Origin of the sequence: Sporosarcina psychrophila (genome assembly GCF_001590685.1) — a bacterium.
Taxonomy (GTDB): Bacteria; Bacillota; Bacilli; order Bacillales_A; family Planococcaceae; genus Sporosarcina; species Sporosarcina psychrophila.
The window spans coordinates 4,304,085-4,318,528 of the sequence record NZ_CP014616.1 but is presented as its reverse complement, the minus strand read 5'-3'; the positions used below and the strand labels follow the sequence as shown (position 1 = coordinate 4,318,528).

13 protein-coding genes are annotated in these 14,444 nt (G+C 42.5%); 4 read left to right on the top strand and 9 right to left on the bottom strand.

All coding sequences use genetic code 11. From position 1 onward, the window contains the following. Positions 1–17: 17 nt before the first annotated feature. The 4 genes from AZE41_RS20160 to AZE41_RS20145 all read right to left on the bottom strand — a co-directional run bounded on the left by AZE41_RS20160 (position 18) and on the right by AZE41_RS20145 (position 3,968). Positions 18–467 carry a tripartite tricarboxylate transporter TctB family protein gene (locus AZE41_RS20160; RefSeq protein WP_067213427.1) on the bottom strand — a complete coding sequence of 150 codons (450 nt, stop codon included), beginning with the start codon at positions 465–467 and terminating at the stop codon, positions 18–20. 54 nt (positions 468–521) lie between these two features. Continuing rightward, positions 522–1,541, bottom strand: a complete 1,020-nt coding sequence (locus tag AZE41_RS20155) for a Bug family tripartite tricarboxylate transporter substrate binding protein (RefSeq protein WP_418064635.1) — start codon at positions 1,539–1,541, stop codon at positions 522–524. 140 nt (positions 1,542–1,681) lie between these two features. Beyond that, positions 1,682–2,374, bottom strand: a complete 693-nt coding sequence (locus tag AZE41_RS20150) for a response regulator (protein WP_067213422.1) — start codon at positions 2,372–2,374, stop codon at positions 1,682–1,684. After that, the gene (locus AZE41_RS20145) at positions 2,358–3,968 is read right to left on the bottom strand and encodes an ATP-binding protein (protein WP_082786748.1); all 1,611 of its coding nucleotides are present in this window, start codon (positions 3,966–3,968) and stop codon (positions 2,358–2,360) included. Before AZE41_RS20145 ends, AZE41_RS20150 begins: the two co-directional genes overlap by 17 nt. 138 nt (positions 3,969–4,106) lie before the next feature. Here AZE41_RS20145 and AZE41_RS20140 point away from each other — a divergent pair, with 138 nt between their 5' ends. Continuing rightward, the gene (locus AZE41_RS20140; RefSeq protein ID WP_067213418.1) at positions 4,107–5,069 is read left to right on the top strand and encodes a 2-hydroxyacid dehydrogenase; all 963 of its coding nucleotides are present in this window, start codon (positions 4,107–4,109) and stop codon (positions 5,067–5,069) included. Positions 5,070–5,139: 70 nt separating this feature from the next. Further along, complete coding sequence (locus AZE41_RS20135) at positions 5,140–5,553, top strand: VOC family protein (RefSeq protein WP_067213415.1); 414 nt, start codon at positions 5,140–5,142, stop codon at positions 5,551–5,553. Positions 5,554–5,608: 55 nt separating this feature from the next. Here AZE41_RS20135 and AZE41_RS20130 read toward each other — a convergent pair whose 3' ends face one another. From AZE41_RS20130 to hutG, 3 genes are all read right to left on the bottom strand, one after another. Next, the gene (locus tag AZE41_RS20130; protein WP_067213412.1) at positions 5,609–6,970 is read right to left on the bottom strand and encodes a sodium-dependent transporter; all 1,362 of its coding nucleotides are present in this window, start codon (positions 6,968–6,970) and stop codon (positions 5,609–5,611) included. Between the two features lie 228 nt (positions 6,971–7,198). After that, positions 7,199–8,389, bottom strand: coding sequence for a sodium/glutamate symporter (gltS, locus tag AZE41_RS20125; protein ID WP_067213410.1), 1,191 nt, complete (start codon positions 8,387–8,389; stop codon positions 7,199–7,201). After that, the gene (gene hutG, locus AZE41_RS20120; protein ID WP_418064634.1) at positions 8,373–9,347 is read right to left on the bottom strand and encodes a formimidoylglutamase; all 975 of its coding nucleotides are present in this window, start codon (positions 9,345–9,347) and stop codon (positions 8,373–8,375) included. The genes gltS and hutG overlap by 17 nt, the downstream gene beginning before the upstream one ends. A 132-nt stretch (positions 9,348–9,479) precedes the next feature. Here hutG and AZE41_RS20115 point away from each other — a divergent pair, with 132 nt between their 5' ends. Further along, positions 9,480–10,376, top strand: coding sequence for a LysR family transcriptional regulator (locus AZE41_RS20115; protein WP_067213404.1), 897 nt, complete (start codon positions 9,480–9,482; stop codon positions 10,374–10,376). A gap of 77 nt (positions 10,377–10,453) precedes the next feature. Then, the gene (locus AZE41_RS20110) at positions 10,454–12,277 is read left to right on the top strand and encodes an SEC-C metal-binding domain-containing protein (protein WP_067213402.1); all 1,824 of its coding nucleotides are present in this window, start codon (positions 10,454–10,456) and stop codon (positions 12,275–12,277) included. Between the two features lie 146 nt (positions 12,278–12,423). Here AZE41_RS20110 and AZE41_RS20105 read toward each other — a convergent pair whose 3' ends face one another. Next, on the bottom strand, positions 12,424–13,221 hold the full coding sequence (locus tag AZE41_RS20105) for a TIGR00266 family protein (RefSeq protein ID WP_067213399.1): 798 nt from the start codon (positions 13,219–13,221) through the stop codon (positions 12,424–12,426). A gap of 92 nt (positions 13,222–13,313) precedes the next feature. After that, positions 13,314–14,198 carry a TetR/AcrR family transcriptional regulator gene (locus AZE41_RS20100; RefSeq protein ID WP_067213396.1) on the bottom strand — a complete coding sequence of 295 codons (885 nt, stop codon included), beginning with the start codon at positions 14,196–14,198 and terminating at the stop codon, positions 13,314–13,316. Positions 14,199–14,444: the final 246 nt, after the last annotated feature.

Here is a 14,444-nt window from a genome sequence, read left to right as displayed (position 1 = left end):
GCTTAACTCCCTTCACGCTAAAATACAGGAAATCCTGGCAATGACCCGCCAAGAAGTTTCGCGAACAAATAATAAATTCCAAATGAAAATGCCGCTGCAATGATGAAGGAGGGCAATAATCGGCCACGTTCCATTGTTTGGAAAGCAATGAGTAAAAAAAGGAACGTCGAAATGACATATCCGACCTTTTCCAATAGAAATGCATACAAAACTGCGCTGATAATGATAATAATGAATTTCTTGTATTGAAGCTTCATTCCAGCTGTCGTTTCAGATTTGTATTTAAATGTTTCGAATAGCAATCTCAAACTTAAAAGAATTAAAATAATACCAAGCCACATTGGAAAGATTTTCGGTCCAACTGATGATCCGTAAGCACTGTCCGAAATTTTTTGACTTTCGATTACAAATAAGAGACCGATCAGTAAAAAGACGATGCTGGCATATCGATCGAACGTTTTACTCATAGTCTTTGACACCTCCCTAAAAGAAAAGGCGGCGCTGAAGCCGCCCGAATAATGTTATTTCTGCATTCCAAGTGCCGTTAACAATTCCACGATCACTTTATCTTGTTCTTCCAAATAGGTAGTGAAGTCGTCAGCATTACGGTACTCGCTTTCCCACCCATTTTTCTCTAATTCTGCGTTCCACTCGTCTGATTCCACCATTTTCTCTAGCTTCTCGGACCAATAGTCATAAGCCGTTTCCGACATTTCCTTTGGACCGAAGATGCCGCGCCAAATGGTGAATTCGGCGTCAATTCCTTCTTCTTTAAATGTAGGGACTTCTGTCAATTCACCGCTAAGCCGTTCTGAAGAACTGACAGCGAGGACACGGACATCACCGGACTTCAGATACGCTCCAATAGTGGAGGCATCTGTAGCGATAACGTCTGCATTTCCACCGAGCAATGCTGCGACTGCCTCTCCGCCGCCATCATACGATACATACTTTACTGTTTTTGGATCAATTCCATATTCAAATGCGGGCAAGACACCGACAAGATGGTCCATCGATCCCGGAGCCGATCCGCCGGCAAGTGTCACCGATTTCGCGTCTTTCTTAATTGCTTCTAGTACATCTTTCAATGAATTAAACTTTGAATCCGCCTTGACGACAATAGCTCCGTAGTCACGCGTCAGCTGAGCCAATGGTGTTGTGTCTTTATAGCCGTAAGCACTGTTTCCTTCCGCTTTGTTATTGTTGATTAAGATTGGCGGAGATTTTACAAGAAGGACATGATCATTTTTTAGTTCCTTTGTTGCAAATTCTGCCATGTAAACAGCACCACCGCCGCCGGGTTTGTTTTCAACTACGATTGACTTATCGATTAGCTTTGTTTCACTCATCGTTTTTGCAATAGCTCTGGCAGTTAAATCCCATCCACCGCCTGCGCCGGATGGAGCGACAATTGTTATGTTACTCTCCGGATATTTCGAGGTAGCGCCTTCCACTTTTCCTTCAGATTCATCCGCAGAACATGCTGTGAGGCCGAGTGCCAGGATACTTGCTAGGGCAACCGTCGTAAGTTTCTTCCACATCTTCATGTAATCCCCCTTATAATTAAAAATGATGACAGCGTTTTCATTCGCTGTCATCAATCTATCAGAATATTTATTCAATTAAAAGTTATCGTTTATAAGTTCGATAATGAGAGTAAACATCATTTTGTTCATACTGTTCAGCGTTTTTTTATGAAGTATCTTCTTTCGGGACGCCCGACTGAGCCGTATAGAAGTTCTGTAAATGCACGTTTTTCTGAGACGAGGTATTCTAGATAACGTCTTGCGGTCGAACGGCTAACGCCGATTTCCAAACCAAGTGCTTCTGCAGTAATTCCGCCTTCTATATTTTTTATATGGCTGACCACTTTCTCTTTCGTCATGGGGTCAATCCCTTTTGGTGGAATGAAATCAGGGTTTGATGAAGCGGGTAGCGTTTTATTCCAAAGAGATTTGATGGAATCTTCCTGTATGAGTCCTACACCTGAAAGTGTTTCCCTTTTAACTTTATAAGAAAGGAGGCTTTCCTTAAATCGATCGAATGTGAGCGGTTTTAGGATGTAGTCGATGACTCCGTGGCGAAATGCCTTTCTTACAACTTCAATCTCTGCCGCAGCGGTGATGAAAATAATATCTGTTTCAGGGCTGTTTTTGTGGATGAAATCCATTAGCTCTGTACCAAGTACATCGGGCAAATAGACATCGAGCAAAACGAGGTCTGGCAACAATGCTGAAATCCAATCTTTTGCTTCATCACCGGTATACGCGGAACCTACGACTGTAAAGCCCTCTATTTTCTCGATGAACCGCTGATGGATGTCGGCAATTCGTAAATCATCTTCAATAATTAAGACTTCAATTAGAGTTGTCATCTGAAAACCCTCCTTTCGGTATGGAAATAATAAACAATGCACCGCCTAAATCTCCTTTTTCGAGTGTGATAGAACCGCTGAGGTTTTTCACATTCTCTGCTACTTTCATAAGTCCATATCCACGGTGATTCTGATTTTTTGTCGATACCTTTTCTTGAAAGAGTACATCCAGCACTTCATCAGCTATCCCATGTCCTGAATCTTCAACTTCAATTAAAATCTCTTCGCCGTTATCCAGAATGAAGATGCGGACCATTCGTTTTTCTTCCGGAAAAGAGTCGGTCGCTTCGAAAGCATTTGTAACTAAGTTTCCAATGATTGAAACGAAATGGTTTTTTTCTAAGTGTTTCGGGAGTTTTTTTAAGAGACTATCTTCATCAAGAAGGAAGCGGACCTTCAATTCCTTTGCCCGGTTGAAGAAACCGATAACAATTCCTCCTAGAAAGGGATCCTGCAACCGCTTTGTCACGAATTGGATGAGCGATTGATGTTCAGCTGTTTCCTCATGAATCAAGCTTAGTGCCTCATCGTATGAATTGAGTTGAATGAGACCCGATATTGTATATAAAAAGTTATTGTATTCATGGGTTTGTGCACGAAGCGCCTCCGTATACCGTTTCACTTGTGATAATTCCATTGCGAGTTGGTCAATGTCTGATTGTAGCCGAAAAGTTGAAACCGCACCGACAATCTGTTCGCCAACACGGATGGGGATGCGATTTACAATTACCTTTTTGCCGCGAATTTCCATCGGGCGATCGAGATGTCGTTCTCCGGTTTCAAGTACCTTTGGAAGAAGTGTGTTTGGAAGCACTTCCTGAATCGTCCGACCGATTAGTTCCGATTGATTAGGGAGAGAAAGAGTTTCATATGCAGCCACATTCACAGTTGTAATGATACCGTTTGCGTCAACCATAATGATTCCTTCTCGCACAGACTCAATAAGAGCGTTTCGTCCGGTGAATAAGTTCGCTATTTCCGCAGGCTCTAAATTAAAAAGTTCTTTTTTAATATTGCGTGCCAGAATGCTAGAACCAATAATACCTAGAATGATTGCGATAAGTACGATGTAGGAAATGTTGTCGGCATACTGAAAAAAGATAGAGGACATATTCTTCTTTAAAAAACCAACGGAAATAATCCCGATAATCTTGCCATCCTCGTTAAATACTGGTGTTTTCCCGCGTAAGGCGGCCCCGAGTGTCCCAGTCGCCTCGGAAATATAGGATTCGCCTAGGAGAAGCGCACGTTCATTATCATCACCCACCATTTTTTGCCCAATCCGTTCTGGAACAGGATGAGCATACCGAATACCTTCGCTGTTTCCGATAACGACATATTCAGCACCAGTTTTGAGTCGTACCGCTTCGGCGATAGGCTGCAATATTTCCGTTGGATCAGCGTGTCCAAATCCTGCACGGACATCGGGGCGGTCTGCTGTTGTTCTGGCTATACTTAGCGCCTGGTCCCCAATCTGTTGCTCGATACCTTGCGACATTGTAAAGTAGAAGGAAACACCGATAATGATTGCTATTATGGAAACAAAGAGTGCGCCATATGAAAAAATGCGGGATTGTAAAGTAGCGGGTTTCATAGAAATCATCTCTCAATCTTGAAGTAACCGTATCTACTTACATTGGTCTTGGGCAGGCTTTCTACAAAGTTGAACGTCGGCCAATTGGTTCACACTATATGCTACACTATTGTTAATTGTTAGAATAGGGGGATTTAAGTGAAGCCAAGAATTTTCATTACAAGAAAGCTGACAGAAGAGGCGGTTGCGCCGCTTCATGAAAAATTTGATGTACGGATGTGGGACGAAGAAAGTGTAGCAGTTCCGCGCGCTGTTTTATTGAAAGAAGTGGCAGAAGCGGATGCACTATGGTCGGTTTTGGCGGATAGCATCAATCGCGAGGTTTTTGAAGCGGGTACGAAGCTTAAAATCGTTGCAAATATGGCCGTTGGTTATAATAATATTGACTTGGAATCGGCAAAGGAATATGACGTCATCGTAACAAATACACCGGGTGTGTTGACTGAAACAACTGCAGATCTTGCTTTTGCGCTTCTACTAGCGACGGCACGTAAATTGATCTCTGCAGAAAATGAAATTAGAAAAGGTAATTGGACTTCATGGGCTCCGATGAGATTTACAGGCATGGATGTTGGAGGAGCGACACTTGGCATCATTGGCATGGGACGAATCGGTGAAGCGGTTGCGCGCCGGGCAAAAGGCTTTGATATGCAAGTTCTTTATCATAATCGCAACCGCAAGCCAGACGCAGAAGCTGAGTACGGACTTGAATTCAGGGAGTTGGATACACTGCTGAAAGAGGCGGATTTCGTTATCATTCTAGCTCCCTTTACACCGGAAACCGCCGGGATGATTGGTGCACGGGAACTTGACCTTATGAAAAATACGGGCGTTCTTATTAATGTCGCTCGTGGTGGAATTGTTGATGAGGCTGCTCTTTATGATGCATTGAAAAACGGTGCGATTTGGGCGGCGGGGCTCGACGTGTTTGAAAAAGAACCAATCCCACTCGATCATCCGCTTCTTACATTGCCGAACGTAACAGTCCTTCCGCATATCGGAAGTGCCAGCATTAAGACACGCCTTGCGATGATGAACTTGAACGCACAGGCAATTACGGATGTACTTGAAGGCCGCAAGCCAAAAGGTATCGTTCAGTAAAGAACAGCAGACGAATGAATTATGTCTAAATTGACTTGATGACTGTCGTCGAATAGGAGGAGGTAACAATATGAAAGGTACAATCATTCCATATTTAACGTTTTACGGAGAAGGAAAAGAAGCGGCTGAATTCTATGCGAATTTGCTAGGACTTGAGGAAGTAGGAATGCAGAAATATGCGGATGCTAATTTCCCGCATCCACCGGAAGCAGCAGATTATCTCCTCCATTGCCATCTGAAAAAAGGTGAATTTCAAATCATGCTTGCCGATTCTGCGGACAAGCCATCTGAATACAACAAAAACGGCGTTGCCCTTCTTATCGACTGTGAAAGCGTGGAAGAAGCGAACCAGCTCTACGACGGCCTGCGGGAAGAAGGCGAAGTACTGATGGCCCTGCAAGATACGTTCTGGGGAGCTAAGTATGGGAAAGTGAAAGATAAATTTGGCTTTACGTGGGATTTGAACTGCGAGAAAGAAGGATAGAAAAAGGAAGACTCTTCGTCGAAGGAGTCTTCCTTTTTTATTGCCAGTTCAATTTTTACCGATCTGCGAACAAGTTAAACACACCCAGTGCATCAAGGAAAACAATAATGATTGCGATAGGGGTCAGATATTTTAATAGGTAGAACCAAATGTTGAAGAAGGTCTTTCCGACTTTCGAACCTTGCTTCATCTCATTGAACAGATCAGTTTTAGCTATTTTCAAAGGGATGAATATCGAAATCAATAATGCGCCAAGAGGCATCAATACATTGCTTACTGCGAAATCGACTAAATCGAATACCGTTTTATCGAAAAACTTCACATCAGCCATTACTCCGTATGATAAACAAGATGGAATTCCAACAACGAAAATTGCCATTCCAATTATCCAAGTGAATCGTTTTCGTTTTGAAGGATCATTTTTCGTCATTGTTGCAACAATAATTTCAATCATAGAGAAAGCGGAAGTTAAAGCCGCGAATAGGAATAAAACCAAAAATGCAATGAAGAAAAACACCCCAAAGGGCATTTGGTTGAATACAGCTGGCAGTACTGAAAAAATCAATGTCGGTCCTGCATCCGGTGCCATTCCAAATGAAAACACACCCGGAAAAATCGCAAGGCCGGCTAACAGAACGATGACGATATTCATAGCGATAATGGACATCGCCGAGCTCGGCAGGTTTTGCGTTTTAGGAAGATAGGAAGCATACGTAACCATGACAGAAGCACCTAATGTGAGAGTGAAAAAGGCTTGTCCCAAAGCGAATAAAATCGTTTCAGACGTTAATTTAGTGAAATCCGGTACCAGCAGAAATTTTACGCCTTCCATTGCCCCATCCAAGCTAAGAGAACGGGCAACGATAATGATAAATAATATGAAGAGAGCAGGCATCATAATCTTGCTTGCTTTCTCAATCCCTTTTTGAACGCCTTGGGCTACAACAGCAATTGTTAGCACCATAAAGATCAGTTGACCGGCTAACGTAGCGAATGGATTTGCAATAATTTGGTCGAATAACGGTCCGAACTGGTCTTGCGAAAGTCCGGAAATACCACCGGTTAATGCTTTGAATAAGTAGAGGATAATCCATCCTCCGACAACACTATAAAATGATAGCACTAAGAAACTGGTTACGACGCCAATGATCCCTGTTATATGCCAACCTGAATTGGGCGCAAGCTTTTTGTAGGCAGTAATTGCGTCACTTTGACTTTTACGACCGAGAATGAATTCACCGATTAAGAGAGGGAATCCTAATAACAGCGTAAATAATAAAAAGACCAGTAGAAAAGCGCCGCCACCGCCAGTCCCGGCTACGTAAGGGAACTTCCAAATAGCGCCTAACCCGATTGCTGAACCGGCAGCAGCTAGTATAAAACCTATTTTTGATTTCCAGTGTTCTTGTTGAGGCATAAGGTCAGTCCTTTCGATGAAACGAATATGTATGTACTTATAAAACAAGTCGTTTAGTTTAAGGGTAGCGTATTTTAAGGAGGCTGTCATTAAAATAACAAGTTTCAGAACATTATAAGTATACGGCTTAGAGGAGCTATTAATGAATAAAGCCTGTGTATGAGTATCTGAACAAATGAAAAAGCTTCCCTCATTACATGGAAACGTAATGAGGGAAGCTTACTATTATCAATTGAACAGGTTTATCGTCGTTATAATAATTGGCATCGCAAATACATCGATGAGGAAAGCACCAACAATCGGAACAACGAGGTACGCTTTAGTCGAAGGGCCATATCTTTCAGTGACGGCCGCCATATTTGCCATAGCATTAGGGGTAGCGCCGAGACCATGTCCTGTAAAACCAGCTACCATAATGGCTGCATCGTAGTCTTTACCGAGTAGACGGAACAAGACGAAAACCCCAAACAGGACGATGAAGACAACTTGGACGAAGACGATAACAAGTAGTGGAAGGGCCAAATCGGCAACTTCCCACAATTTAATGCTCATTAATGCCATTGACAGGAAAATCCCCAGTGTAACGTCGCTGATTAAGCCGATACTCTTCATATCGATCGCTTTAGGATTAATTTTGTCAACGATATTCCGAACAAGAACAGCAACAAACATGGCTCCTACGTAACCCGGCAGAACGAACCCTGTTGCGGTTGAAAATAGTTCACCCAAATACGTACCAAGGGCCATACAGAGTGTGATGAGTAGAATTTGTGTGAAGAACGAATCTGTTTGAATCGGCTTTTCTTTCTTTTCAATAGGAATACCGAGATCAGTATCCGCTTCAGATGACTTGAGATTGTGTTTTGAAATAAGGTATTTTACGGTGGGACCACCAACGAGACCTCCTGCAACAAGTCCAAATGTAGCTGCTGCAACTCCAATCGATAGGGCTGAATTGATACCCATGTCTTCGAGCGTCTGTCCAAATGCAGTAGCGGCTCCGTGTCCGCCTTCCATTGAAACTGCTCCAGCCATCATTCCAATAAGTGGATGCAGGTCGAACAAATAAGCCATGGATACACCGATTGTATTTTGCGCGAGCGCTAAAAATCCACATGCCAGCCAGTATATGACAAGAACCTTTCCGCCAAGTTTAATGAGTTTAAAGCTTGCTCCTAAACCGATTGTTGTAAAGAATGTAAGCATGAATAAACTTTGCAATGATGTATCAAGTGTAATTTCTAGCCATCCGAGAGACTTGAAAATGGTCGCAAAAACAGCGAATAATAATCCGCCGACAACGGGAGCAGGTATGCAGAATTTCCGTAAGAAACCAACTTTCTTAACTAAAACCATCCCTAAAGTTAGCAATGCAATGGAAAGGAAGATTGTGGTGACTTGATTAAGAACTAGCGTCATGAATTTCCCCTCCTAAAAAAGTTGTAATTGCTTCATTTGTTAAGTAAGCACCGAGTTTTACTGTACGGTTGTTTTCATCTAAAACGGGGTTCACTTCCGAAATATCGAACGACAGTGTTTTTTTATGTGTTGTAACTGTTCGAATGATTGAACGAACAATGGAAGGATCTAATCCGAATGGTGAAGGAGCACTGACACCGGGTGCGAAAGCAGAGTTCAGTACGTCCGTGCATAATGTTAGAAAAACATAATCATGTTGGTTGATGAATTGTTCGAGATCGGATGTTAGTTTGTCCATATTTCCGATATGCATATTCTCTTCGTATTCATATTTGACACCGAGCCTGTCGGCTGTATCGAACAATTCCTGCGTATTTCCATAGCGCTGGATTCCGACGACGAAATAGCTGCTCATGTTATCATGCTCCAGGATTTGTTTGAACATCGTGCCGGAAGACGGTTGTTCATCATATGAGCGTAAGTCGAAATGGGCATCTATGTTAATAATTCCAAGAGAAGCTTCCTTACCAATTGATTTTCTGACTCCGAGATAGTGACCGTAAGCGGTTTCATGGCCGCCACCAAGAATAATCGGTGTCATTTTTTTCTCTAATGCGTTTGCAATCGTATCGCCTAGCTGTTGTTGGGCTTTTTCCAGGTTGGTATCCATGTATTGAATATTTCCGACATCGACAAGCCTTTTATTTTCCGGGAATTTCCATGGCAATTTGGCAAGTTCACTGCGAAGTGCATCGGGAGCTTTTGCTGCACCCAATTGCCCTTTGTTGCGGCGGACGCCTTCCTCGCTTTCGAAACCGATAATTGCACATGTGTTGGGTGACTGGCAGATGACCTCGAGATTTACTAATTCAACCACTTGGTGATATCGGAAACTTGTTCTATTTTCAGTATGATCCGTACGTCCGGCCCATACATGTTCATTTACCTTATTAAGCAATTGCCTCACCCTTTCTGAACTTTCAGATACAACGTTACTCATTTATTATAAAGTACATGATTTATTAATTCTAATATATAATTACTATATACTTATAGCCCGCATCTATAATTGAGTGGAGGAGTGGTTAGTATGGATCTAAAGCAGTTAAGTTATTTTGTTTCAGTCGTGGATCATATGAGTTTTTCTAAAGCTGCAGAGAAGTTGCATATTTCTCAACCATCATTAAGCAACGCCATAAAAAACTTGGAACGAGACTTGGGGTTTCAAATCATTGAACGCAATACAAGGAATAGTAGATTGACAGAAGCTGGAGAGGTTTTATACGGCAGGGCGATTCATCTTTTATCAGAAATGGCGATTGTAAAAAAGGAAATGGAAGAAGTAAAGCTTATTGGTAAAGGTGAACTCCAAATCGGTATGATTGAATCGGTGAAGTATTGGATTCCAAAAGTGATTTCTCTATACAATAAAAAATTTCCCGAAATGCACATTCGATTGATGGAGGTGTTAAGTGGTGACGATGTGAAGAATTCGTTGAGGAAATATGAAACGCATGCCATTATCACGAACCAGCAAATTAAAGAAGTGGATATAGAGACGGTCCCTTTGTATAAGGAAAAACTTGTGTTAGTCCTTCACGAAAACCACCCGATGGCTACAAGGGAATCAATTATGCTGAAAGAATTGGAACAGGAGCCGTTCATCATTAGCACCGAAGGGTTTCAGACAAGGGAAGACATATTGCGTGCTTTTGAATTGGAAGATACTGTCCCTACGATTAAATATGAAATTGAGCGTTTTGAAACAGCATTAAGTTTAGTCGGTGAAAATTTAGGTATTGCGCTTATTCCAGAAAATTACTTACAGGGGCCTTATAATCTTACGATTGTAAGTAAGATCATCGATTCCCGGGCACTTGAAAGAACTGTGTATTTGACGTACATGAAAAACAGGTATGTCTCTCCAGCTATACAGGCGTTCATAATGGAAGTGGAGGGTTTTTTCGAATACAAAGTTTCTGATTGATTCGTTGCAAATCAGTCTGTCTGTTATGATTAAGTAAGGAGTAAAACGGTTTTTTGTAACCGAAAGGGGAGAATTAAATGATTGGACGAAACGACCCATGTTCTTGTGGAAGTGGTAAAAAATATAAGAAATGTTGTGGAACGGAAGGAACAAATCTTGTCGATATGATTGTCAACGAAGAGCTTGATCGTGTGCTCGTCGGTTATTTTAATGACTATCCGAAAGATACAGACCGCCAGGAAATGATGCAGACGATGCGGGAGTGGGTAAACCGCCTTACAGGTAGCTGGGAAAAGGAACATATTGAAGAGGCGGCAAGTGAGTTTTATTTATTCATCCACAATAAAAAGATTTGGCATACATATTTAGCACAGCAGCTTGAACAGATGAAACGTGATTCAGTTATTTCAGTATTACAAAAGTGGGACGAACCGTTTATGCTCCTTGCAGAAATTACCGAAGTTGAGTCAGGCAGACTAAAAGTACGGGAGCTGTTTGGTGAGCGAGATTATTTTGTGACGCGCAATGAGGGAATGCCTGCAGATTTGGGGACGTTACTATTTGGTGTAGTCCTCCACGATCCGCGAAAAGGGGACTTCGGGGTTGCACCTGTTTCTTCAATGATATTCTTGGCAAAGTGGAGCAAGCAGACGAAAAAGTCGCTCGTTGAATTAAGAGATGCGGTATCGGACAAGTCGACTGAGCAATTTCTAGATGATCACACGCTCGATATTTACGAGTTGTTCATCAAAAGGAGCATGGCTTCCATGAACGAGCTTGTTGAAGAAGTATTGGTACCCACACAATTGAGTGCGCTGACCGCACTTGACATCACACTTCGTGAACTGAATCAAAGTGCGGATGGACGTGAAATCATGCACAAACTGGCCGTCGCTTACTTTCTGAATGAGAATAAAGATGTTCCGATAGAAGGTGATTTTCTTGCTGCTGCAGTGAAAACGGGTATTCAACTTGGAGTGCTACAGGATACAGGGCTTATAGAAGATGACATTTTACGGAAGTACAGTGCATCAAAAGAAGGAATGCACTTGTATGAAATGGAACTTGCCTCCCTTTATGCAGACATGATGGATAGCGGGGATGAACCGGTGGCGGCACGACTTTACGATATTGGAACAGATCCTCGGCCGACAGAAAAAGCACTTTGGGAAACATCGATGACGACGGGCGGGGTTATTCAGCCTGAACGCAAGCCTGGCATTGCAGAAGGTCGTGCGCAACTTCTTGCATATGAGGCGTATCGCGCGGAATCTGAACAAGCACGTCGGAAACTTGCGAAGAGTGCAATGGAAATCGGACCAAATAATCCGGATGTCATCTTACTTCAAGCGGAAGTTGAACAGGATGCTGAGAAAGCGGCTAAATTGTATGAAAAAGCAATCCAGTCTGCAAGCAGGACATTTGAACCGGGGGAGAACCCTTGGCAAAACATACCGAATCGGCCATTCATGCGCTCGGCATTTGCGTATGGTGTTCACTTGTTCAGTCGCGAAGAGTATGGAGAGGCGGCGGAAATGTTCACGGATCTATTGAAGATGAACCGTACGGACAACCTTGGGGCCAGATATGAAGCGGTGGCTTCGCTCATTCACGCCGAACGGTTCACAGAAGCGGCGGAAATCATGGTGCGCTATGAAAAAGGTTCCGAGCATGATGCGGCTTATCTTTATCTTGATTGGAAGCTTGAACACATAGCATCCGAAGGGAAATCGTTAGATGCAGAAGAAATGTTGAATGCTGCAACGAAATTGAATGGCCATGTTAGGCATTTGATGACATTCAAAGCGAAAACGATTCCGTACCCGAGATTTAAAGCGATTGAACCGGGTAGTGAAGATGAAGCCAGGTATATATGGCTGTTGTTGAATGGTGTGAAGTAAACATAAGTTTTGCTTCATTAAGTGAGATTTAATACTAAAAGGGTTATATCGTCGGTCGAAAAATAGATCGATAATATAACCCTTTTTTAGTTTGGAGAGTTTTGGATGTAGACGATTGATAATCCGACTTTATGTCTACGAATTAGTTATTTACCGCCAAGCATATTGAACAAGCCGCCTGCAATGCTGCCTTCGTCACGTGATCCTCCACCAGGTGTTTGCGGTGCAGCTGCAAAGACACGGCTTGCGAGTCTAGAGAATGGGAGTGATTGAATCCAAACAGTTCCAGGTCCCTTCAGTGTTGCGAAAAAGAGTCCTTCGCCGCCGAATAATGCTGTTTTTACGCCTTTTACCATTTCGATGTTGTAATTAACGTTGTGTGTCATTGCCACGAGGCATCCCGTGTCTACACGTAATATTTCGCCCGGTCGCAGCCTTTTCTCGATAATCGTACCTCCAGCGTGGATGAACGTCATACCATCACCTTCGAGTTTTTGCATGATGAACCCTTCACCACCGAAAAAGCCGGTGCCGAGTTTCCGTTGAAATTCAATTCCGACGGACACGCCTTTTGCGGCAGCAAGAAAGGCATCTTTCTGGCAGATAATTTTGCCATTATGCTCACTTAAATCCATCGGAATTATTTTTCCAGGGTAAGGGGACGCGAAAGAGACATGCTTTTTGCCTGCCCCCGTATTCGTGAATGTTGTCATGAATAAACTTTCTCCAGTCAACATTCGTTTTCCAGCGCCCATTAGTTTGCCCATAATTCCTCCACCTGATGAGCCGGATCCATCACCGAAGATTGTTTCCATGGCGATGCCGTCTTCCATCATCATCAGCGCGCCTGCTTCTGCCACTACCGTTTCTTTTGGATCAAGCTCGACTTCTACAAACTGCATATCATCGCCATGTATTTTGTAATCAATTTCGTGATTGTTCATCTTGTCTCGTTCCTCCCTAAAATAAGTTTTCTACTACTCAACTATACGAAATAAAGTCGGAAAAGTTTCAAGAAATTGAGACGGAATTTCGGTTACTCTACCGTGTCCATATAGCGCCAAACTTTATAAGCAAGCTCGTGAGCTTCAGGTTCATGGGAAAATCCTTTGAAAGCTTCTCGGAATGAGCGGACGACAGATTCCAGCACGAATACCCGCGGAGACTCGGCGCGTAGTTCATCCAAAAGAAATTGCACATATTGTTTGCCGGCAGGAAGCGTATCATCTCCAAGAAATTCCAAAAATCCCGTGAGACGTTCGAGTAATTGCTCCTTTGTTTCTGTTTGTTCTACTTCATCCCCGCTTAACTTGAAAAATACATCTTCAGTGAAGAAAGCGTCTTTTGTGCTGATCATACCTAGGATGATGGAATCGATTCTTCGGAGTAAGAATCTCACAAGTTTTGAAGTGTCCATTTCCTCTTTCGAAACAGCTGACCATACATGAAGTATTTGTTGCATCATTCCGAACAGCATCACTGCACAATCGGCTGCATAAGGCACAGCAGCTTTGCCGTATACATCCACCAGTCTTCTTGTTAACCAAGAAAATTCAGCTAAAAGCATGTTCTTGATGTAAGTTCTTAGGTCGCTATCACCAGAATGGAAAACTGCCTCAAAAATTGGCATCAAGTTTTGTTCGCGATTCACGTGCATACGAATTAAAATCTGCTCTACCAGAACGTTCTTATCTGATAATTCTTGTCCAATAAGCAATTCACGTCTTCTTACAGTTGCTTCATCACGTGCGTGTACGAGTATCGCGATGAGGCACTCATTCTTGGATGAAAAATAATTGTAGAATGTCCCTTTTGATATACAAGATTCATCTAAAATATCTTGGACAGACGTGGTGGAAAATCCTTTATCTATAAAAAGTCGCTGCGCTGTTAATAAAACCTGGCGTTTTCGATCATTCATACTAATCACCTTTATCCTAAAGTTAGTTGCCGAACCTATTCGGCTTATCTGACGGGTGTGAATAAACTTATATATGTCGAGTTTCCCTGGAAATGAAATCATGTTTATACTATCAGTACATTTATTATGGTATATCCAAAAGGTTGATATATCAACGGAAAAAGTTTTTATTGTGTGAAAGCGTTTTCTAAGGTTGCAAGTTTTGGACTATCGGTATAATATGTTTAACATGATGTACACGGGGTA